Genomic DNA, 26,475 nt, shown 5'->3' on the forward strand with positions numbered 1-26,475 from the left:
TTACTAAATAAGCATTATAGCCATAAATAAAATAGCAAATTGACCTAGTGTAATCGTTGGGCTTTTTGGAGAATTATGGGCTTTTTATCACAAATTGGTAAACATGCTTGTGAAGGTATTATTTAGCCCAATATTTCTACTAACTGACGCATTCATTAAATCTGCTGCAAGCTCCTTGGTGTCGAAAGTTGACAGCAGTTAATAAGTTTTCAGCAAATAATTTTTGCGCCATGTCTCATATTCTATAACCACGTTTCATATTCTATAACGCAGTATAAACCAATTTACATTTTATTTTTTGTTTTTACCCCAATTTACCGAGTGGATACCTCTTAACTGTCTTAACTGTCTTAACTGTCTTAACTGTCCACTTAACTGTCCGCTTAACTGTCTTAATTGGTATTGTATTTTGTTGACTAAGGTGAGATAATTCATAAATTAAATTAAAAAGTTTACTTTTAAATAAACAAACTCCGCTTATTCAAAAGTAAACTTTCATTGAAGACTAGTAAAATATATCATTGGAAAAAGAAATTTCTGATAATTATTAATATCAGAAAGCATAGTTAATATTAACTTTCGTTTTAGCTAAGACTGTAAAATTTCAAGGTAGCTTCAGAGGAAAATATTAGTTTATTAAAATTAGTATCGATTAGAGTAAAATCATGAATTTAATAGAGATTCTAGAAAATCTTTCAGCGAAGAATGTTGAGCTTTGGGTTGATGGAGACAAACTGCGCTATCGATCGCCTGAAAAATCACTCCCCTCTGAGTTATTGCGGGAAATGAAGCAATCTGAACCAGAAATTATCCGAATTTTATCCCAGAGTACTGCTCAGGCTGCAACTTATCCCCTGTCTCACGGTCAAAAGGCACTCTGGTTTTTATATCAATTAGCACCCAACAGTATTGCTTACAACATCACATATACAGCAAGATTAGTTACAAATTTAGATATTCCCGCCCTAAAGCAGGCAGCACAAGCTCTAGTTGAAAGACATCCAGTTTTGAGGGCTACCTTTGCAACCATTAACGGCGAACCTGTGCAAACAGTTCACGAAAATCAGCAAGTTGACTTTAGTATCGAAGAAGCTTTCGATCTTGGCCAAGACAATCTAAACAACTGGCTCTCAGAAAAAAGCGATCGCCCCTTCAACTTAGAACAAGGGCCAATATTGCGGTTTGATTTATTAATTAACAATATTAAAACTGATAAATTAGCCACCAAAGAACATATTTTCTTAGTCACGCTACATCAGATAGTGGGAGATTTATGGTCTTTAGAAATCATAATCGGTGAACTTTGCACCTTGTATAAAGCGATTGCTACAGGTGTAGCAGCCCAACTATCTACACAAAACTATCAGTATCGAGATTACGTCAAGTGGTCAGAGCAAATGCTCGCTAGTTCAGCTGGAGAAAGTTTGTGGACTTACTGGCAGCAACAACTATCTGGTGAGTTGCCATTGCTAAATTTGCCAACAGATCGACCAAGACCTGAGAGCCAAACCTATAATGGTGCTTCCCGCTTGTTTACTGTTGACGAAGAACTGCGGCAAAAGCTCACAAAATTGGCGAAGAGAGAAGGTGCGTCTCTTTATATAGTTTTATTGACAGCACTACAAATACTATTACTACGTTATACCAATCAAGAAGATATTTTAATTGGCTCTCCAATGGTGAATCGGAGCCGTTCGGAGTTTGAAAATATTGTGGGTTATTTTACTAATCCTGTGGTCTTGCGAGGAGATATTTCAGGAAAACCGACTTTTAAAGAGTTGCTGGAGCGATCGCACTCTTGTGTATTAGATGCCCAAGACCATCAGGATTATCCCTTTCCCCTGCTGGTGGAGCAACTGCAACCTATCCGCAACCCCAGTTTTTCGCCACTCTATCAGGTAGCTTTCGTCTGCGATCGCTCTCACCAGAATATAGATATTAATAATGGTTTGATTTTGGAATCATTGATTTCAGGGTCTAAAGGAGCCACCTTTGATTTAACCTTAACTATTCTTGAGGGGACAGACTCACTCAAAGGTACGTGGAATTATAACACCGACTTATTTGATGACAGTGCGATCGCGCGGATGATGGGGCATTTTGTAACTTTGCTCGAAGCAATTGTGGCAAATCCCCAGCAACGAATTGACCAATTACCAATGCTCACACAATCTGAAGAACGGCAGTTATTAGTTGAGTGGAATGATACTCAAGTAGACTACGCCTTCGATAAATGTATTCATCAGTTGTTTGAGGAGCAAGTAGAGCGTACACCCGATACTGTAGCGGTGGTGTTTGAGAATCAACAATTGACGTACCGCGAATTAAACAGCCGTGCTAACCAGTTGGCGTATTACTTGCAGTCTTTGGGTGTGAAACCCGACGTTCTGGTGGGGATTTGTGTAGAGCGCTCCTTAGAGATGGTGGTAGGACTATTGGGCATTCTCAAGGCGGGTGGAGTTTACGTACCACTTGACCCAGAATATCCCAAAGACCGTCTGAACTTCATGCTCGAAGACGCTCAAGTTCCAGTATTAATAAGTCAACAGCGACTCCTGGATCGACTACCTGAGTATCAGGCAAAACTGATTTGTTTAGATGAAGTCTGGTCAGAAATTCTGCAAAACAAACAGAACAACCCGATTCAGGTAGTCACGCCTACTCATCTAGCGAATGTGATTTACACATCCGGCTCCACAGGCAAACCCAAAGGGGTAATGGTTGAGCATAGTGGGTTGTGCAATCTCGCTCACGCTCAAATTCAGGCTTTCGGTTTGTCTGGTGATAGTCGAGTTCTCCAGTTTGCCTCCTTCAGTTTTGATGCTTGCATATCAGAAATCTTGATGGCTTTGGGATCGGGGGCAAGACTTTACTTAGGAACAAAAGACTCGATCATGCCGGGTATGCCTTTAATTGAGCGATTAAAGAATGATGGCATTACCCATGTCACCCTACCACCATCAGCCTTAGCAGTCCTGCCAGTAGAAGAACTGCCAACATTGCAAGCGATCATTGTCGCCGGAGAAGCCTGTCCTCTGGAACTGATGCGACAATGGTCAAAAGGCAGAAACTTCTTCAACGCCTACGGCCCGACAGAAGCGAGTGTTTGTGCAGCGATCACTAAATGCACTCCCAAAGACCAAAAAATTTCCATCGGTCGTCCAATTTCCAATACCCAGATATACATACTTGACCAAAACTTACAACTACTACCTGTGGGTGTACCAGGAGAACTGCACATTGGTGGTGCAGGGTTAGCGCGAGGCTATTTCAATCGCCCAGAATTAACACAAGAAAAATTCATCCCCAATCCGTTTGAGGATAGCGCAGCGGTAGCGAGTCCGCGAGCGTCGGCAGGGGGCAGGGGGCAGGGGGCAGGAGGGAGTAGATTATATAAAACTGGGGATCTAGCACGTTATCTGCCAGATGGTAATATCGAATACCTGGGCCGCATCGACAACCAAGTAAAAATCCGGGGATTCCGCATTGAGTTGGGAGAAATTGAAGCAGTACTCAGCCAACATCCTCATGTGCAAGCATCATGTGTCATAGCCCGTGAAGATAACAGGGGTGACAAGCGCCTAGTAGCCTACATCGTACTGGAACCAGAGCAGACTTGTACTGAGCGACTTGTGCCGAGCATCTCGACTTCGCTCGATGGAGCCGGAGCCGAGGTAAGTCGAAGTACAGCCACAGTTAAAGAACTGCGTAGCTTTCTCAAAGAAAAGCTACCAGAATACATGGTACCAAGTGCGATCGCCATCTTAGAATCTTTACCCCTAACCCCCAACGGCAAAATAGATCGTCGCGCTCTACCAGAGCCAAGTAGTGAATTAAGAGAGAAATATGTAGCTCCGCGCACCCCTATCGAAGAAATCCTGGCACTGATTTGGCAACAAGTTCTGAAAGTAGAGCTTGTAGGCAGACATGACAACTTCTTTGAACTAGGGGGACACTCCCTACTAGCAACGCAATTCATCTCCCGTGTGCGTAGCAGATTGAAAGTAGAAATATCATTGCGTGAGTTATTTGCTGCACCAACAATTGCCGAGTTAGCACCATCAATTCAGCAGTTACAGCAGCAAAATATAGAACTGTCAGCACCACTCATCTTAAGGCGGGTAGAGAATACAGAAATACCACTGTCTTATGCTCAACAGCGTTTATGGTTTTTAAATCAGTTAGAGTCGAACAGTGCCTTATACAATATCTCCATTGGTTTGCGTCTAGTAGGAACTCTTAATGTTGCCGCCTTAGAACAAAGTTTAAAAGAACTTATTGATCGCCATGAAGTCTTACGCACCAATTTTGTTACTGTTGATGGAAAGCCAACACAAATAATTCAAACTCAAACAAATTGGACAGTTGCAGTTGTTGACTTGCAGCATTTACCCTTACTTGTACTGAGCGAAGCCTCTGCCTCAGCAGAAGTAACAGAACAACAAACTGCTGCACAGAAATTACTGGAACAAAAAGCAATTGAGCCTTTTGATTTAGCAAATGATGCCTTAATTAGAGCGACATTAGTAATGCTGTCTTCAAAAGAACAGTGCTTATTAGTGTGTATGCACCACGTTGTCTGTGATGGCTGGTCAATAGGTGTGTTTGTCCAGGAGTTACAAGCACTGTACAATGCTTATTCTCAAGGTCAACCGTCACCCTTGTTACCACTGCCGATTCAGTACGCAGATTTTGCAATTTGGCAAAGACAATGGTTGCAAGGAGAGGTACTACAAAACCATTTGAGTTACTGGGAAAAACAGTTGGCAAATGCACCCACATTCTTGCCACTACCCACAGATAGACCTAGACCTGCTGTGCAGACTTTCAATGGCTCATATCATGTGTTTACTCTGTCTGTTGAGTTAACTCAACGGTTGTTGGAGCTAAGTCAAGAGCAAGGTTGTACTCTGTTCATGACTTTGTTGGCGGCATATAATACCCTGCTTTATCGCTACACCGGACAATCAGATATTTTGGTGGGGACACCCATTGCTAACCGCGATCGCTCCGAGATAGAAGGGTTAATTGGCTTTTTTGTCAATACTTTAGTAATGCGGACTGATTTAGCAGGGAACCCCAGTTTTAAAGAATTACTCCTGCGCCTCAGAGAAATGGCATTATCCGCATACGCTCATCAAGATTTGCCCTTTGAGACGTTGGTAGAAGCATTGCAACCAGAACGGGATCTCAGCTATACACCATTGTTCCAAGTGATGTTCGTTCTCCTGAACGCTCCCATGTCTGAAATAGAGTTGACTGAGTTAAGTGTCAGTGGCTTGCCAATAGGAATCACCACGTCAAAGTTTGATTTAACTTTATCAATGGAAAACACTCCCAATGGGCTGTTTGGGTGGTGGGAGTACAACACAGACTTGTTTGATAGCAGCACTATCGAACGGATGACTGGTCATTTTGTGACTCTACTTGAAGCGATCGTGGCAAATCCCAGCGAGCGGATTTCCCAATTGCCAATGCTCACAGCATTTGAGCAACAGCAGTTATTAGTTGAGTGGAATGATACAAGCGTAGATTATCCCCAAGATAAATGTATCCATCAGTTGTTTGAGGAGCAGGTGGAACGCACGCCCGATGCTGTGGCGGTGGTGTTTGAGAATGAACAATTGACGTATCACGAGTTAAATTGTCGTGCTAACCAGTTAGCGCATTACTTGCAGTCTTTGGGAGTGTCCGCCGATGTGCTGGTGGGGATATGTGTGGAGCGCTCTCTGGAGATGGTGGTGGGATTACTTGGTATTCTCAAGGCGGGCGGCGCTTACGTACCACTAGACCCAGAGTATCCCCAAGACCGTCTGAGCTTTATCTTAAAAGATGCTCAAGTTTCAGTGCTGCTTACCCAACAGCATTTAGTTGAAAAATTACCTGAATGTCAGGCGCAGCTTGTAAGCTTGGATACTAACTGGCAGTTTATTTCTCAGTTGCCTCAAGGAAACTCCATCACTAATGTCCAAGCTAGTAACTTAGCTTATGTGATTTATACTTCCGGTTCTACAGGCCAGCCCAAAGGTGTGCAAATTTCACATACGGCTGTGAGCAATTTCCTATCTGCCATGCAGCAGCGCCCAGGAATAACAAAACAAGATACACTGCTTGCAATCACTACTATTTCCTTTGATATTGCTGCCTTAGAAATTTTTCTGCCTATAACTGTAGGTGCATGTCTAGTCATAGCCCGTCGTGACGTGACCCTTGATGAAAGAGAGTTATTTGATTTGCTAGTTAAGTCTAAGGCAACAATTATGCAAGCAACTCCGGCTACTTGGAGATTGCTTTTAGACTCCAACTACCAATTTAGCGATTTAAAAATACTTTGCGGGGGTGAAGCTTTACCTTGGGATCTAGTTAGTAAATTGCTTGCCAGGAGCGCTTCTTTGTGGAACCTTTATGGGCCAACAGAAGCTACTATTTGGTCATCAATATATCAACTCGAATCCAGCGAGAGCTTGATTTCTATTGGTCGCCCAATTGACAATACCCAGATATACATACTAGACCAAAACTTACAACTAGTTCCCATTGGTGTACCAGGAGAACTGCACATTGGTGGTGCAGGATTAGCAAAAGGCTACTTGAACCGACCAGAGTTAACACAAGAAAAATTTATTCCCAATCCGTTTGAGGATAGCGCAGCGTTAGCGAGTCCGCGAGCGTCGGCAGGAGGCAGAGGCCAGGAGGCAGGAGGGAGTAGATTATATAAAACTGGGGACTTGGCTCGTTATTTACCAGATGGAAATATAGAATACCTGGGGCGTATCGATAACCAAGTAAAAATTCGGGGATTCCGCATTGAGTTGGGAGAAATCGAAGCAACACTGAGCCAACATCCCCATGTTCAAGCATCATGTGTCATAGCTCGTGAAGATACTCCTGGTGACAAGCGCCTAGTAGGATACATCGTACCCCAACCACAAGTAACACTCACAATTAGCGAACTGCGTAGCAACCTCAAGAAAAAGTTACCAGATTACATGGTTCCTTCGGCAATAGTCATCCTGGAGTCTTTACCCCTAACCCCCAATGGCAAAATAGACCGTCGCGCTTTACCAGCACCAGAGCCAAGTAGTGAATTATTAGAGAAATATGTCGCCCCACGCAGCCCCATCGAAGAAATACTGGCACTGATTTGGCAACAAGTCCTAAAAGTAGAGCTTGTAGGCAGACATGATAACTTCTTTGAGCTAGGCGGACACTCACTACTCGCAACGCAACTTATTTCCCGTGTGCGTAGCAGCTTGAAAGTAGAACTGCCATTGCGATCGCTATTTGCTGCACCAACGATCGCTGAACTATCGCATAATATTCAACAGTTGCAGCAACAAGACTTAGAACTAGCTGCACTACCCATCTTAAGGCGGGCAGAGAATGCAGAAACACCACTATCTTATGCTCAACAGCGTTTATGGTTTTTAGACCAGTTCGAGCCGAACAGTGGTTCATACAACATCCCTTTCGGGTTGCGCTTAGTCGGAACTCTTAATGTTGTCGCCTTAGAACAAAGCTTAATCGAAATTATTCATCGCCACGAAGCATTACGCACTAACTTCATCACAGTTGATGGACAAGCTACTCAAATCATTCAAACACAACCAAATTGGTCAGTTGCAGTTGTTGACTTAAAGCATTTACCTTTAACAGAACAAGAAACTGCTGCACAAAAATTAGTCCAACAACAAGCATTTGAACCTTTTGACTTAGAGTCAGAAGCATTAATCAGAGCGACATTAATAGTGCTGTCCGAGACAGAGCAGTGGTTATTAGTGTGTATGCACCACGTTGTCAGTGATGGCTGGTCAATAGGTGTGTTTGTCCAGGAGTTACAAGCACTGTACAACGCTTATTCTCAAGGTCAACCGTCACCCTTGTTACCACTGCCGATTCAGTACGCAGATTTTGCAATTTGGCAAAGACAATGGTTGCAAGGAGAGGTACTACAAAGCCAATTAAGTTACTGGGAACAACAATTGGCAAATGCACCCACATTCTTGTCATTACCCACAGATAGACCTAGACCTGCTGTACAGACTTTCAATGGCGCATATCAAGAGTTTGCTTTGTCTAGTGAACTAACTCAACGGTTGTTGCAGTTAAGTCAACAACAAGGGGTGACTTTGTTTATGACTTTGTTGGCGGCATATAATACCCTGCTTTACCGCTACACCGGACAAACAGATATTTTAGTTGGGACACCAATTGCTAACCGCGATCGCACCGAGATAGAAGGGTTAATTGGCTTTTTTGTCAACACTTTGGTGATGCGGACTGATTTATCTGAAAATCCTAGTTTTAACGAATTACTCCCGCGTATCCGGGAAATGGCATTATCCGCCTACGCACATCAAGATTTGCCCTTTGAAATGTTGGTGGAAGCATTGCAGCCAGAACGGGATCTCAGCTATACACCATTGTTCCAAGTGATGTTCGTTCTCAATAATGCCCCCACATCTGAAGTAGAGTTGACTGAGTTAACTGTCAGTTCCTTGCCCATAGAAAGTTCCACGGCAAAGTTTGATTTAACTTTATCAATGGAAAACACTAGCACTGGACTAGTGGGAGGATGGGAGTACAACACTGACTTGTTTGATAGCAACACAATTGAACGGATAACTGGTCATTTTGTAACATTGCTAGAAGCTATTGTTGCTAATCCTCAAGAGCGGATTTCTCAATTACCAATACTCACAGCATTTGAGCAACAACAATTATTAATTGAGTGGAATAATACAAGCGTAGATTATCCCCAAGATAAATGTATTCATCAGTTGTTTGAAGAACAGGTGGAACGTACACCCGATGCTGTAGCGGTAGTGTTTGAGAATGAACAATTGACGTATCACGAGTTAAATTGTCGTGCTAACCAGTTAGCGCATTACTTGCAGTCTTTGGGAGTGTCCGCCGATGTGCTGGTGGGGATATGTGTGGAGCGCTCTTTAGAGATGGTGGTGGGATTACTTGGTATTCTCAAGGCGGGCGGCGCTTACGTACCACTTGACCCAGAGTATCCCCAAGACCGTTTAAGCTTTATGCTTGCAGATGCTCAAGTTTCCGTGCTGCTAACCCAACAGCATCTAGTTGAGAAGTTACCTCAACATCAAGCGCGTGTAGTCTACTTAGATAACGATTGGTTTGCGATCGCTAAGTCTAGCCAGGAGAATCCAATTGCTAAGGTGCAACCTAGTAACATAGCTTATGTGATTTATACTTCTGGGTCTACTGGTCAACCGAAGGGGGTAATACTATCTCACAGTAACCTTTGCAACCACATGTTCTGGATGCAAGCAACATTCCCCCTGACTGAAAAGGACAAAGTACTGCAAAAAACTCCCTTTGGCTTTGATGCCTCAGTTTGGGAATTCTACGCTCCATTGTTAGCAGGTGGACAGTTGTTAATAGCTGAACCAGGAGGTCATACTGACAGTGCTTATCTCTTAAAGTTAATTGCCCAGCAGCAGGTAACTACTATTCAACTTGTTCCATCTTTACTGCAAATGCTTTTAGAACAGGGAGGAATCGAAACTTGTCACTCCCTCAAACACGTGTTCTGTGGTGGTGAAGTCTTACCCGTTACTCTGCAAGAAAGCTTGTTAAGTAAGCTAGATGTAAATTTACACAATCTCTACGGCCCAACAGAGGCTTGTATTGATGCAACTTTCTGGAATTGTCAACGTGAGATTTATCCACAACTTGTCCCCATTGGTCGTCCGATTTCTAACACGCAAATCTACATACTCGACCAAAACTTACAACCACTACCTGTGGGTGTACCAGGAGAGTTACACATCGGTGGTGCAGGATTAGCAAAAGGATACCTCAACGCAAAAGAGTTAACACAACAAAAATTTATCCCCAACCCGTTTAAAAGAGGCAGGGGGCAGGGAGCAGGGAGCAGGGGGGAAATAGAGTACCAATCCTCTAATTCCGAGCGTCTGTATAAAACAGGGGACTTAGCACGTTATCTACCAGATGGTAATATCGAATACCTGGGACGTATCGATAACCAAGTAAAAATCCGGGGTTTCCGCATTGAGTTGGGAGAAATCGAAGCAGCACTCAGCCAACATCGTGATGTGCAAACATCCGTAGTCATCGTCCGCGAAGACATTCCTGGAAATAAGCGCCTAGTCGCCTATATAGTACCGCAGCCACAGATAACACCCACAGTAAATGTTCTGCGTAGCTTCCTCAAAGAAAAGCTACCAGAATATATGGTACCAAGTGCGATCGTCACTCTAAAATCCCTACCGCTTACCCCCAACGGCAAAATAGACCGTCGCGCCTTACCAGAACCAGAAGCACGCACAGGAATAGAAAGCAGCCTAGTAGCACCGCGCACCCCCGTTGAAGAAAAATTAACTCGAATTTGGGAGCAAGTATTAAGAGTAGAGCAAATAGGCATACATGATAACTTTTTTGAACTAGGAGGAGATTCCATCCTCAGCATTCAAATCATCAGTAGAGCAAAAGTTGCCGGAATAGAACTGACGGTAAAACAACTATTTGCCAATAAAACCATCGCCCAATTAGCCACAGTTGCAGGCACAACAAAAGCACTCTCAATTAAACAAGGATTAGTCACAGGGGCATTACCTCTAACACCAATTCAACACTGGTTTTTCGAGCAGAAATTACCAGAAAAACACCACTTTAATCAATCATTTATCCTCACAGTACCATCAGACCTTAACCTAGAAATATTAGAGCAAGTATGGCTGAAACTACTAAAACATCATGATGCTCTAAGGTTAAGATTCACCCAAAAAGACACAATATGGCAGCAGATTCATGCCGCGCCAACCGATAATATTACTATTCCCCGTTTTGACTTATCCACAGTTCCAGAAACTGAGATAAAAACTGTCATTGAAACCACAGCCAATGAATTACAGGCGAGTTTAAATCTTTCAGAAAATCTCGTGCAAGTAGCATTTTTCTGGCTGGGTATTCACAAAAAAGCGCGATTACTGATATTAATTCACCACCTTGTAGTAGACGGTGTTTCTTGGCGGATATTGTTAGAAGATTTGCAGACAGCTTACCAGCAACTAAGTCAAGGCAAAACCATTCAACTACCTGCAAAAACTACATCCTTCAAAGATTGGGCGCGACAACTGACAGAATATGCCCAATCAGAAGTCTTGAAATCAGAACTAAATTATTGGTTGAGTGCATCTTACGATGCAGTTGACTCCATCCCGGTAGACTATGCACAAGGAATAAACACTACTGCATCGGCTAGAACAGTAACAGTATCATTAAACGAAACCGAAACTCTTTCACTTTTACAAGATGTTCCGAAAGCTTATAAAACACAAATAAACGATATCTTGTTAACTGCCTTAGTACTAGTGTTGAGCGGATGGACTAACTCTGAGTCAGTGTTATTCAACTTAGAAGGTCATGGGCGGGAAGAGATAATCGATGGTGTAGATTTATCACGCACTGTTGGTTGGTTTACAACGATTTTTCCAGTGGTTGTGGAACTGGGAACTATAGATGATCTTGGTACTGCGTTAAAATCCGTCAAGGAACAATTACGTGTAATTCCTAATAAAGGCATTGGCTATGGCTTATTGCGTTATCTAAATATTGACGCAGAAATTAGTGCCCAACTAGAAAAAATTCCCCAGGCAGAAATTAGCTTCAATTATTTGGGACAATTTGCTCAAGTTGTGAATACATCTTCTCTGATGCAAATAGCTCATGAACCTAGCGGCAACAGCCAGAGTTTACAAGGTCAGCGCCATTATTTGATAGATATTAATGCCATCGTTATCAACGAAAAACTGCAAATAGATTGGACATACAGCAGCAATATCCATCATTACGAAACGATTGAGAATATTGCCCAAGAATTTGTCGAAACTTTGCAAGAGTTAATTGCTCATTGTTTATCAACAGAAAATGCAGGTTATACGCCTACAGATTTCCCATTAATTCAACTTAACCAACTAGAACTAGATCAGATATTTGGAAATTTATGAAATTAGAACTTAGCAAAACTAACCGCCAAAATATTGAAGATATTTATCCCTTATCTCCCATGCAAGAGGGGATGCTGTTTGAAAGTTTATATGCTCCAGACTCAGGCGTATATTTTGAGCAGATAAGTTGCATTTTAACAGGAAACCTAGATGTAAAAACCTTCGAGCAAGCTTGGCAGCAAGTTGTAGCTCGGCATCCCGTCTTTCGCACAGCTTTCCTTTGGGAGTCTTTGAGCCAGCCAGTTCAAGTGGTGTATCGACAGGTAAATGTGACGGTCGAAACTTATGACTGGCGGGAGTTATCTGCACAAGAGCAGCAACAGCAATTAGAAACTTTTCTGGATTCTGAGCGACAACAGGGTTTTCAAGTGTCGCAAGCGCCATTGATGCGTCTACATCTAATCCAGTTAGATGGAGATACTTATCAGTTTGTTTGGTGTCATCATCATTTATTACTTGATGGCTGGTCGTCACCTTTGGTTTTCCAAGACCTGTTGGAGTTTTATCAAGCTATTTCTCAAGGTAAAAGTTTATCTAACATTGGAACTGTCAGCTACCGCAACTATATTGCTTGGTTACAGCAACAGAATCGAGATTTAGCTAAAGAATTTTGGCGACAAAAACTCCAAGGTTTTACTACACCAACTCCTTTGACTGTGGATAAACCATTGTCAATGCGGGAGCAGCATTCGGGCTATGGTGAACAGCAAATTGACTTAACTGTGTCAGCGACAGCAGCAGTGGTGTCTTTTGTCAGACAGCATCAATTGACGATGAGTAATTTGGTGCAGGCGACTTGGGGATTGTTGCTGTCTCGCTATAGCCAAGAAACAGATGTGGTTTTTGGTGCAACTGTGTCTGGTCGTCCGCCTGAACTTGTTGGTGTAGAGTCGATAGTGGGGTTATTTATCAATACTCTGCCAGTGCGGGTGCAAATCTCCGAGCAGACTGAATTGCTCGGTTTATTGAAGGATTTACAGGCGCAACAGATTGAATCTGAGCAGTTTTCCTATAGCTCATTGGTAGAGATTCAGGGGCTGAGTGATGTTCCCAGAGGTACATCTTTATTTGAGAGTATTGTTGTTTTTGAGAATTATCCTGTTGATACTGCTGTTCTACAAGGCAATAGCGATTTTTCCCTCTCGAATTTTAGGTGGATTGAACAAACAAATTATCCTTTGGCAGTTTCAGTTTCCCCTGGTGAGCAGTTGTCGCTGAGGGTGATGTACGACACTAGTCGGTTTGAAGATGGAACGATTAGCCGGATGCTGGGTCATTTTAGAACAATGCTTGAGGCGATGTCTGACGACAAGCCGCTTTGCGTCTACGCTACTAATCCTCAGCAACGAATTTCCCAGTTGCCAATCCTAACAAAATCTGAGCAGCAACAGCTATTAGTTGAATGGAACGATACCCAATCTAACTATCCCCAAGATAAATCTATTCATCAGTTGTTTGAGGAGCAGGTAGAGCTTACACCCGATGCTGTAGCAGTGGTGTACGAGAATCAATATCTCACATACCGCGAATTAAACAACCGTGCTAACCAGTTGGCGCACTACCTGAAGTCTTTGGGTGTGAAAGCTGATGCGTTGGTAGGGATATGTGTGGAGCGTTCCTTAGAAATGATTGTGGGACTATTGGGGATTCTCAAGGCGGGTGGTGCTTATGTGCCACTTAACCCAGAATATCCTCAAGAGCGATTGACCTTCATGCTCGAAGATACTCAGTTATCAGTCATATTGACTCAAGAAAAACTAGTTAATAAACTAGGCAACGGCAAAGCTAGTGTAATTTGCTTAGACTCAAACTGGGATATCATCAATCAACACACACAACAGAACCCAACTACCAGCGTCACACCTGATAACTTAGCTTATGTAATGTACACCTCCGGTTCTACAGGTCAACCCAAAGGTGTGAGCATTGTCCATCGAAGTGTAGTTCGACTGGTCAAAGAAACCAACTATATCAGCATTTCGGCTGGTGATGTAATTGCCCAAGCCTCAAATCACGCCTTCGATGCTGCTACTTTTGAAATTTGGGGAGCCTTACTGAACGGAGCGCGGTTGGTAGGGGTGAGAAAGGATTTGGCACTTTCGCCCAGAGATTTTGCGGACTTTATGCGATCGCAAAGTATCAGTGTATTATTCTTGACGACTGCTTTGTTCAATCAAATTGCTCAAGAAGTCCCCTCTGCTTTCAATTCACTACGGCATCTTCTATTTGGCGGCGAGGCTGTCGATCCTAAATGGGTTAAAGAAGTACTCAACAATGGTGCGCCGCAGCGACTACTTCATGTTTACGGGCCAACAGAGAATACAACATTTAGTTCCTGGTACTTGGTGCAGGATGTGCCAGAATGCGCAACAACTATTCCCATCGGGCAACCAATTTCTAACACACAAATCTATTTGTTAGATTCCCAACTACAACCAGTAGGTATTGGTGTACCGGGAGAATTATACATTGGCGGAGATGGTCTAGCTAGGGAATACCTTAACCGCACCGATTTAACACAAGAAAAATTTATTCCTAATCCGTTTGAGGATAGCGCAGCGTTAGCGAGTCCGCGAGCGTCGGCAGGAGGCAGAAGGCAGAAGGCAGGAGGGAGTAGATTATATAAAACTGGGGATTTAGTACGTTATTTAAGTGATGGCAATATTGAATACTTAGGACGCATCGACGACCAAGTAAAAATACGTGGTTTACGGATTGAGTTGGGCGAAATTGAAGCAGTCCTGAGCCAACACAGCGATGTGCAGATATCTTGTGTCATTGTCCGCGAAGATACCCCTGGAGATAAACGTTTAGTCGCCTACATCGTAACGCATCAAGACCGTCAACCTACGATGGGTGAAATACGTCAATTCCTCAAAGCAAAGCTGCCAGATTACATGATACCTTCGGCAATAGTAATCTTGGAATCTTTCCCCTTGACTCCCAACGGCAAAGTAGACCGCCGCGCCCTGCCAAAACCAGAATTAGACACCGCACTCCTAGAAAAATATGTCGCCCCGCGTACACCCGTTGAGGAAATGCTTGCACTCCTCTGGGCGCAAGTTTTGAAAGTAGAGCAAGTGGGTATTTCCGATAATTTCTTTGAACTTGGGGGACACTCACTACTAGCAACACAACTGGTTTCACGCATCCGCACCAGCTTCAAAGTAGAACTACCATTACGTGAGTTATTTGCTGCATCAACAATTACGGAATTAACGCCATTGATTCAGCAGTTACAGAAACAGGACTTAGAACTTGCTGCACCACCCATTTTAAGGCGGGCAGAGAATGCAAACTTACCACTGTCTTATGCTCAACAGCGTTTGTGGTTTTTAGACCAGTTCGAGCCGAACAGTGCTTCATACAACATTCCCTTCGGGTTGCGCTTAATCGGAACTCTTAATGTTGCCGCGCTACAACAAAGCTTAATTGAAATTATTTATCGCCACGAAGCATTACGCACTAACTTTGTTACTGTTGATGGACAAGCTGCTCAAATCATTCACAATTGGAGGGAACAAGGAACAGGGAACAGGGAACAGGAAAATATACCTTGGACACTATCAGTTGTTGAGTTAAAGCATTTACCCGTAACAGAACAAAAAACTGCTGCACAGCAATTAGTCCAACAACAAGCACTTCTTCCTTTTGACTTAGAGTCAGAAGCATTAATCAGAGCAACATTACTGGTGCTGTCTTCTACAGAACAGTGGTTAGTATTGTGTATGCACCACGTTGTATCTGATGGCTGGTCAATAGGTGTGTTTGTTGAGGAGTTACAAGCACTGTACAATGCTTATTCTCAAGGTCAACTCTCACCTTTGTTGCCACTGCCAATTCAGTACGCAGATTTCGCCTTATGGCAAAGACAATGGTTAGTTGGGGAAGTACTCAATAGCCAATTGAGTTACTGGAAACAACAATTGGCAAATGCACCTACGTTCTTGCCATTACCCACAGATAGACCCAGACCTGCTGTGCAGACTTTCAATGGTGCATATATTGAGTTTAATCTGTCTGGTGAACTAACTCAACGGTTGGTGCAGCTGAGTCAAAAGCAAGGGGTAACTTTGTTTATGACTTTGCTAGCGGCATATAATACCCTGCTTTATCGCTACACGGGACAAACAGATATTTTGGTGGGTTCGCCAATTGCTAACCGCGATCGCACTGAGATAGAAGGGTTAATTGGCTTTTTTGTCAATACTTTGGTGATGCGGACAGAGATATCAGGCGATCGCAGTTTTAACGAATTACTCCCACGTATCCGGGAAATGGCATTATCCGCTTATGCTCATCAAGATTTGCCCTTTGAAATGCTAGTGGAAGCATTGCAACCAGAACGGGACTTGAGCCATACACCACTGTTCCAAGTGATGTTCGTTCTTAATAATGCCCCCACATCTGAAGTAGAGTTGACTGGGTTAAGTGTCAGTGAATTGCCTATAGAAAGTGCGATCGCTAAGTTTGACCTTACATTAGGAATGCAAAACACTAACAATGGACTCGTCGGGTGGTGGGAGTACAACACTGACTTGTTTGATAGCAGCACCATTGAGCGCATGACTGGTCATTTTGTGACACTGCTGGAAAGTATTGTCGCCAATCCCAAAGAGCGGATTTCTCAATTACCAATGCTCACAGCATTTGAGCAACAGCAGTTATTAGTTGAGTGGAATGATACAAGCGTAGATTATCCCCAAGATAAATGTATTCATCAGTTGTTGGAAGAACAGGTTGAGCGTACACCCGATGCTGTGGCGGTGGTGTTTGAGAATGAACAATTGACGTATCACGAGTTAAATTGTCGTGCTAACCAGTTAGCGCATTACTTGCAGTCTTTGGGAGTGTCCGCCGATGTGCTGGTGGGAATATGTGTGGAGCGCTCTCTGGAGATGGTGGTGGGATTACTTGGTATTCTCAAAGCTGGTGGGGCTTACGTACCACTTGATCCTGAGTATCCCCAAGACCGTTTGAGTTTTATGCTCGAAGACGCTCAAGTTTCAGTATTACTGAGTCAGCAGCAATTAGTTGAGAAATTACCAGAACATCAAGCGCGTGTTGTTTGCTTAGATACGGACTGGCAAATCATTCCCCAGTCGAATCAGCAAAATCCAATCACTGGTGTGCAAGCTAGTAACTTGGCTTATGTAATTTACACTTCGGGTTCCACCGGAAAGCCTAAAGGAGCGATAAATACGCATCTAGGGATTTGCAATCGCCTCCTGTGGATGCAGCAAGCATATCAATTAACAGAAATAGACTGCGTTTTACAGAAAACTCCTTTCAGCTTCGATGTCTCCGTTTGGGAGTTTTTCTGGCCATTATTGACTGGAGCGCGTTTAGTTGTAGCTAAACCAGGTGGACATAAAGATAGTGGTTACTTGGTCAACCTAATACTAGAACAGCAAGTTACTACACTGCATTTTGTTCCTTCGATGCTCCAGATTTTTCTAGAAGAACAAGGTTTAAAAGATTGCAGTAGCTTGAAGCAAGTTATTTGTAGTGGCGAAGCACTGCCTTTAGAACTTCAAGAACGCTTTTTTGCTTGTTTAGGGTGTCAATTGCATAATCTCTATGGGCCGACAGAAGCCGCAATTGATGTCACCTTCTGGGAATGTCAACCAGAGAGTAATTTGAAGACAGTGCCTATTGGTCGCCCAATTTCTAATACGCAAATCTACATACTCGACCAAAACTTACAACCAGTACCTGTGGGTGTTCCAGGAGAGTTACACATCGGTGGTGCAGGATTAGCGAGAGGCTACCTCAACGCAAAAGAGTTAACAGAACAAAAGTTTATCCCCAACCCTTTCAGTGGAAGCAGGAGAGCAGGGGAGCAGAGGAGCAGAGGGGCAGGGGAGCGGAGGAGAAAAATAGTGCAATCTCCAGTTGCCAGTCCCCGTCTCTATAAAACCGGAGATTTGGCTCGTTATCTACCAGATGGCAATATCGAATATCTGGGACGTATCGACAACCAAGTAAAAATCCGTGGTTTCCGCATCGAATTGGGAGAAATCGAAGCAGCACTAAGTCAACATAAAGATGTGCAAACATCTGTAGTCATCGTCCGCGAAGATATTCCTGGTGATAAGCGCCTAGTCGCCTATATAGTACCGCAGCCACAGATAACACCTACAGTAAGCGTTCTGCGTAGCTTCCTCAAAGAAAAGCTACCAGAATACATGATACCAAGTGCGATCGCCATCTTAGAATCTTTACCCCTAACCTCCAACGGCAAAATAAACCGTCGCGCCCTACCAGCACCAGAGCCAAGTGGTACATTATCAGATAAATATGTAGCTCCACGTACACCCCTAGAAGAAATCCTGGCACTGATTTGGCAAGAAGTCTTAAAAATAGAGCTTGTAGGCAGACATGATAACTTTTTTACCTTGGGAGGACACTCCCTATTAGCAACGCAACTCGTCTCTCGTGTGCGTACCAGCTTGAAAGTAGAACTGCCATTGCGTTCGTTATTTGCTGCACCGACAATTGCAGAGTTAGCACAATTAATTCAGCAATTACAGCAACAAGACTTAGAACTTGCCGCACCACCCATCTTAAGGCGGACAAACAATGCAGAACTACCATTGTCTTATGCTCAACAGCGTTTGTGGTTTTTAGACCAGTTCGAGCCGGACAGTCCCTTCTACAACATCCCAATTGGGTTGCGCTTTGTCGGAAGTGTGAATATTGCCGCTTTGGAACAAAGCTTCAGGGAAATTATTCATCGCCACGAAGCATTACGCACTAATTTTGTTTCCGTTGATGGAAAACCAACTCAAATCATTCAAATAAAACCAAATTGGTCACTGACAGTTGTTGAATTGCAGCATTTACCCTTACTTGTACTGAGCGAAGCCGAAGTAACAGAACAAGAAACTGCTGCACATAAATTAGTCCAACAACAAGCAATTCAGCCTTTTAACTTAGCTCATGATGCATTAATCAGAGCGACATTAGTGATGTTGTCTCCTACAGAACAGTGGTTATCAGTGTCTATCCATCACGTTGTTAGTGATGGCTGGTCAATAGGTGTATTTATCGAGGAGTTACAAGCACTGTACAATGCTTATTCTCAAGGTGAACTTTCACCCTTATTACCACTGCCAATTCAGTACGCAGATTTCGCCTTATGGCAAAGACAATGGTTAGTCGGGGAAGTACTCAATAGCCAATTGAGTTACTGGAAACAACAATTGGCAAATGCACCTACGTTTTTGCCACTACCCACAGACAGACCCAGACCTGCTGTGCAGACTTTCAATGGTGCATATCTTGAGTTTGCCCTATCTGTTGAGTTAACTCAACAATTAACCAAACTGAGTCAACAACAAGGGGTGACTTTGTTTATGACTTTGTTAGCGGCTTATAATACCCTGCTTTATCGCTACACCGGACAAGAAGATATATTAGTGGGTTCGCCAATTGCTAACCGCGATCGCTCCGAAATTGAAGGGTTAATAGGCTTTTTTGTCAATACCTTAGTCATGCGGACAGAGATATCAGGCGATCGCAGTTTTAGCGAATTACTGACTCGCGTCCGTGACATGGCAATGGAGGCATACGCTCATCAGAACTTACCTTTTGAAATGCTGGTAGAAGCATTACAGGCAGAACGGAATCTTAGCCATACACCACTGTTTCAGGTAATGTTTGTCCTCCAAAATGCGCCCACTGCATCTGGATTAGACCTAACTGGGCTAAATGTCAGTCCATTACCAGTAAAACTGACAACTTCCAGGTTTGATTTAACCTTAATCATGCAGAACAGTCCTACTGGGCTGATAGGATTGTGGGAGTACAGCACTGACTTGTTTGACGCTAGTACTATCGATCGCATGACAAGTCATTTTGTCACCTTGCTTGAAGGCATTGTTGCTAATCCTCAACAGCAAATCTCACAATTGCCCCTGCTGAGTGAAGTTGAGCAACAAAAATTACTTTTTGAGTGGAACGATACTCAAGTTGATTATCCCCTTGATAAGTGCATACATCAGTTATTTGAGGAACAGGTAGAACTGACACCCGATGAAGTGGCAGTGGAGTTTGAGGAGCAACAACTTACTTACAACCAATTAAACTGTCGCGCTAACCAATTAGCTCATCACTTGCGCTCTTTGGGTGTAGGTGCAGATATTCTAGTCGGGTTGTGTGTCGAGCGTTCTTTGGAGATGGTCATTGGACTGTTGGGAATTCTCAAAGCAGGGGGAGCGTATGTACCACTTGATCCAGAGTATCCAACTGAGCGTTTGAGCTTTATTTTAGAGGATACTCAAGCTAAAGTGTTGCTAACCCAGCGATCGCTTCTTGACCGACTGCCCCCAAATCAAACACAGCTTGTTTGCCTAGATACTGACGCTGAATTAATTTCTCAGTGCAGCCAAGATAATCTCATCACTGGCGTACAAGCCAATAACTTGGGTTACATAATTTACACTTCTGGTTCTACAGGTCAACCAAAGGGTATAGCCATGAATCAGCTTGCCCTTTGTAATATGATTTTGTGGCATCCGGACAATCTGAAAATTGCTCGTGGAGCAAAAACCCTACAATTTGCTTCGATTAACTTTGATGTCTCCTTTCAAGAAATCTTCACTACTTGGTGTTCTGGCGGTACATTGTTCTTAATAACTGAGGAATTACGCCACGATACCTCAAATTTGTTAAGAGTAATCCAAGAAAAAGCAATTCAAAGAATGTTTCTCCCCGTTGTGGGATTACAACAACTAGCAGAATTCGCTGTTGGTAGTGAGTTAGTAAATACTCATTTGCGGGAAATCATTACTGCTGGGGAACAGTTGCAGATTACTCCTGCCATTTCCAAGTGGCTGAGTCAGCTAAGTAACTGTACTCTGCACAATCATTACGGGCCATCCGAGAGCCATGTAGCCACCAGTTTTACTTTGCCTAATTTAGTAGACACTTGGCCGCTACTACCTCCAATTGGGCGACCTATTTCTAATACTCAAATCTACATCCTAGATAAATATTTACAGCCTGTACCCATTGGTGTACAAGGGGAATTGTACATTGCTGGTGTGCTTTTAGCCAGAGGCTACTTGAACCGCCCAGAGTTAACACAAGAAAAATTCATCCCAAATCCCTTTAGTCCTGACCCTGATTCTCGCTTTTACAAGACAGGGGATTTAGCACGTTATTTAGCTAACGGTAACATCGAATACTTGGGACGCATTGACAATCAGGTGAAAATTCGCGGTTTCCGCATCGAGTTGGGCGAAATTGAAGCAGTACTGAGCCAACATAGTAATGTACAGGCTTCTTGTGCGGTTGTGCGAGAAGATACTCCAGGTGATAAACGCTTAGTCGCTTACATTGTGCCACAGCCAGAGCAGAGAGTTTCTGTAAGCGTTGTGCGTAGCTTTCTGAAGGAGAAGTTACCAGAGTATATGCTGCCAAGTGCAATAGTTATCTTGGAAGCTCTACCAATCACCTCCAACGGAAAATTAGACCGTCGCGCATTGAGAGCACCTGATTTACACAGTCAATTATCAGATCAGTATGTTGCTCCACGTAACCCAGTTGAAGAAATTTTGTCACTAATTTGGGCGCAAGTGCTGAAAGTAGAGCTTGTGGGTATACATGATAACTTCTTTGAACTTGGAGGACATTCGCTACTAGCAACGCAACTGGTTTCCCGCGTCCGTACCAACTTGAAAGTAGAACTACCATTGCGTACCTTATTTGCTGCACCAACAATTGCTCAATTATCCCAAAACATTCAACAGTTGCAGCAACAAGACTTAGAAATTGTTGCACCACCCATCTTAAAGCGGGCAGAGAATGGAGAAATACCACTGTCTTATGCTCAACAGCGTTTGTGGTTTTTAGACAAGTTAAACCCGAACAGTGCCTCATACAACATCCCCGTTGGTTTGCGTTTAGTCGGAACTCTTAATGTTGTTGCCTTAGAACAAAGCTTTAGGGAAATTATTCATCGCCACGAAGCATTACGCACCAACTTTGTTGTCGTTGATGGAAAGCCTTTACAAATCATTCAAACCCAGACTAATTGGACAGTTGCAGTTGTTGACTTGCAACATTTACCCGTAACAGAACAAAAAACGGCTGCACAAAAATTACTCCAACAACAAGTAATTGAGCCTTTTGACTTAGAGTCAGAAGCATTAATCAGAGCAACATTACTGATGCTGTCTTCTACAGAACAGTGGTTAGTAGTGTGTATGCACCATGTTGTATCTGATGGCTGGTCAATAGGTGTGTTTATCAAGGAGTTACAAGCACTGTACAATGCTTATTCTCAAGGTCAACCGTCACCCTTGTTACCACTGCCGATTCAGTATGCAGATTTCGCCTTATGGCAAAGACAATGGTTACAAGGGGAAGTACTCAATAGCCAATTGAGTTACTGGAAACAACAATTGGCAAATGCACCTACGTTCTTGCCACTACCCACAGATAGACCCAGAGGTTCTGTGCAGACTTTCAATGGCGCGCATCTGGAGTTTACACTCTCTGCGGAACTAACCCAAAAGTTAGAAAAACTGAGTCAACAGCAAGGTTGTACCCTGTTCATGACTTTGTTAGCAGCATATAATACCCTGCTTTATCGCTACACCGGACAATCAGATATTTTGGTGGGGACACCAATTGCTAACCGCGATCGCGCCGAGACAGAAGGGCTAATTGGCTTTTTTGTCAACACTTTAGTGATGCGGACGAACTTGGCAGAAAACCCCAGCTTTAGCGAATTACTCCCGCGCCTGAGAGAAATGGCATTATCCGCATACGCTCATCAAGATTTGCCCTTTGAAATGTTGGTGGAAGCATTGCAACCAGAACGAGACATGAGCCATACACCACTGTTCCAAGTGATGTTCGTTCTCCAGAATACTCCTGTGTCTCAATTGGAGTTGACCGGGTTAAGTGTCAGTGAGTTGCCAATAGAGACTTCCACAGTAAAGTTCGATCTGACTTTAGTCATGGAGAACACTGGCACTGGACTAGTGGGGTGGTGGCAGTACAACACTGGCTTGTTTGATAGCAGCACTATCGAACGGATGATGGGTCATTTTGTGACATTGCTAGAAGGTATTGTGGATAATCCCCAAGAGCGGATTTCGCAATTACCAATGCTCACAGCGTCTGAGCAACAGCAGTTATTAGTTAAGTGGAATGATACTCAGGTAGATTATCCCCAAAATAAATGTATCCATCAGTTATTTGAGGAACAGTCTTTGAGTACACCCGATGCAGTGGCAGTGGTGTTTGACAATCAACAATTGATGTACCACGAATTAAATTGTCGTGCTAACCAGTTGGCCCATTATTTGCAGTCTTTGGGTGTCAAACCAGATGTATTAGTGGGGATATTTGTAGAACGCTCCTTAGAAATGGTAGTAGGAATACTAGGAATTCTCAAGGCGGGTGGTGCTTATGTACCACTTGACCCAGAATATCCCCAAGAGCGATTGAGCTTCATGCTCGAAGATACTCAAGTTGGGGTACTGCTGACCCAAAAGCGACTCTTAGATACACTACCTGCAACTCCAGCAAAAGTTGTCTTTTTAGATGATATCTGCTCATACATTAGCCAAGACAATCAAGATAACCCCGTTAGTGAAGTCACAGCATCTCATCTAGCAAATGTGATTTACACGAGCGGTTCCACAGGTAAACCCAAAGGTGTGATGGTTGAGCATCGGGGATTAGTTAACCTAGCTCAAGCACAGATTCAAACTTTTAGCTTGGATTCTGATAGTCGCATTCTCCAGTTTGCCTCCCTCAATTTTGATGCTTCCATTTGGGAAATCATCATGGCTTGGAAATCTGGGGCAATTCTCTACCTGGGAACAAAAGACTCAATAATGCCGGGTATGCCGTTAATGGAGCGATTACGCGACTATGGTATTACTCATGTCACCCTACCACCATCAGCCCTAGCAGTCTTAGCAACAGAAGAACTTCCCAAGTTGCAAACAATCATCGTTGGTGGTGAGGCTTGTCCTGCTGAATTGATAAAACTTTGGTCTGCTGACAGAAACTTCTTCAACGCTTATGGCCCAACAGAAGCCAGTGTTTGTGCCACAGTAGCAAAATGTACTCCGGAGGACGATAAAATTACCATTGGTCGTCCAATCGCCAATGCACAAATCTACATTTTAGATTCGCAATTACAACCAGTACCAATTGGTGTACCAGGAGAACTCCACATTGGTGGTGCAGGAGTGGCACGAGGTTATCTCAACCGAAACGAGTTAGCACAACAGAAATTCATCCCCAATCCCTTTAACGATGAACCAGATTCCCGGCTTTACAAAACAGGAGACTTAGCACGTTATCTACCAGATGGCAACATCGAATACCTGGGACGCATCGACAATCAACTAAAAATCCGAGGTTTCCGCATTGAGTTAGGGGAAATTGAGGCAATACTGAGTCAGCATCCAGGAGTTAGGGAAAATGTGGTAGTGGCGAGAGAAGATATTCCAGGAGAGAAACGCTTAGTAGCTTATTTTGTGCCGCAGTTGGAGCAAACACCAACTACTAATGAGTTACGCATTTTCTTGACAGAGAAATTACCACAGTACATGATGCCTTCTGCTTTTGTCAGGTTAGAGTTTTTACCGTTAACTCCCAATGGCAAAGTAGACCGCAAAGCCTTACCCGTTCCTGATTTCCAGAATACCCAGTTGGCAGTCACTTTTGTGGCTCCACGTACCCCTGTAGAGAAAATATTGGCAGATATTTGGGCTGATGCACTGCATCTAGAGAAAGTGGGTGTTCTGGATAATTTCTTTGATTTAGGAGGCCATTCGCTGACAACGATTCGGGTGATGTCCCAGGTAAATGAGACTTTCCAGATGAAGTTACCGTTGCGCCACTTATTTACTGCGCCAACCATCGCTGAACTTGCTCAAACTATTGAATCTACCTCTGGGACAGATTCTACTGTCAGTGCCAATGAAATTACTCCCTTAAACTTACAGGCAGAAGTTGTCCTTGATGAGACAATTAAGCCTGGGAATTTGGTTTATCAACCTGTGAGTCAACCAAAGGCGATTCTGCTCACAGGAGCAACAGGCTTTGTCGGTGCTTTCTTGCTGGCGGAATTATTACAACAAACTCAAGCAGATATCTACTGTCTAGTGCGTAGTGCTAATTTGACAGTAGGGAAACAACGGCTCCAAGAAACCCTGAAAGCTTATTTACTTTGGGAGGAATCTTTCAACGAGCGGATTATTCCCGTATTAGGAGATTTATCTCAACCACTTCTCGGTGTCGGTGATGAGCAGTTTCACCTCATGGCGGGGCAAATTGACTCAATTTACCATAATGGGGCTTTGGTGAATAATATTTATCCATACGCTTTGTTCAAAGCCGCAAATGTGCTTGGCACTGAGGAAGTCTTGCGATTAGCTAGTCAAATCAAAATCAAGCCTGTACATTTCATTTCTACTCTTAGCGTTTTCGCCTCAGATGAGTATTTCAAATTAGATGTTGTTCTAGAAGATGATCCTCTAGAACACTATCAAGGACTTGTTGGAGGCTATCCCCAAAGTAAATGGGTGGCAGAAAAGATTGTCATGATGGCACGCGATCGCGGTTTGCCTTGCAGTATCTACAGGCTTGGTAGAATAACATGGCACAGTCAAACCGGCGTTTGGAATCCAAATGACATGTTGTACAGATTCATCAAAAGCTGCATTCAATTAAAAAGTGTGCCAGAGATGAACAGCATGGAAAAAATTACACCTGTAGACTATCTCGTTAAAGCTTTAATCAACCTGTCGCAGCAGTCAAAATCTTTGGGCAAAGCTTTTCATCTAATTAGTTCTCATTCTGCTCCTTGGAGTCAATTTGTTAACTGCATCCGCTCTTTGGGCTACCCTCTGCAAGAGCTTTCTGATGAAGATTGGCAAGCTGAACTAGTTCGCAGTAACCAAATTTCTACTGATAACGCTTTGTATTCATTTGTATCGCTGGTTGGAGAAAATACATCTTCAGAGTCAACACCAGATGAAACACCTAGCTTAAAATTTGATTTCCAAAATACCCTCAATGGACTTGCAGATACCACCATTCGCTGGCCAGAAGTAGACGATAAATTACTCCAAGCTTTCTTTACCAACTTTAGCAATTCGACTTTGGACAAAAAAAAGTAAATAATAAATTTGCCTTTATATCAAGTCCGGTTAATTAGTTAGATTACCGAATCTATGCAGAAACCCAAAAACCCTTCCCCTCTGCCCCCTGCTGGCTTAATGATAAGTCTTTAACCGGACATGATATTAGGTGTTGAGGCTCACATTAAGGATTTTGTCCACTTTTGATGATCCTGTTAGGGAATGCTGTCAGTTGAGCGAGATTAAGACCGAACTAAAAATCAGTATTTCAAAATCAAAACTCGCCACAAAATGCGACATCTCCCAGTGTTAACCCTTGAGATGCTTAAATCGCAGCTAAAGATATAGTATTTTGCTGCGAT

The 26,475-nt window shown here is 43.2% G+C and carries 2 protein-coding genes; both read left to right on the forward strand.

The features are described from left to right. Window positions 1-665: 665 nt before the first annotated feature. A complete protein-coding gene (locus tag HUN01_RS34375) occupies window positions 666-11,999 on the forward strand; it encodes a non-ribosomal peptide synthetase (RefSeq protein WP_181929914.1) in 11,334 nt (3,777 codons plus the stop codon). Further along, window positions 11,996-26,152, forward strand: a complete 14,157-nt coding sequence (locus HUN01_RS34380; protein WP_181929915.1) for a non-ribosomal peptide synthase/polyketide synthase — start codon at window positions 11,996-11,998, stop codon at window positions 26,150-26,152. Before HUN01_RS34375 ends, HUN01_RS34380 begins: the two co-directional genes overlap by 4 nt. Window positions 26,153-26,475 lie beyond the last annotated feature (323 nt).

Source organism: Nostoc edaphicum CCNP1411, assembly GCF_014023275.1.
Taxonomy (GTDB): domain Bacteria; phylum Cyanobacteriota; class Cyanobacteriia; order Cyanobacteriales; family Nostocaceae; genus Nostoc; species Nostoc edaphicum_A.

What these genes read in the sequence shown, in the direction of transcription:
- HUN01_RS34375 (WP_181929914.1), top strand. Translation starts at nt 666, where the DNA reads ATGAATTTAATAGAGATTCTAGAAAATCTTTCAGCGAAGAATGTTGAG.
- HUN01_RS34380 (WP_181929915.1), top strand. Translation starts at nt 11,996, where the DNA reads ATGAAATTAGAACTTAGCAAAACTAACCGCCAAAATATTGAAGATATT.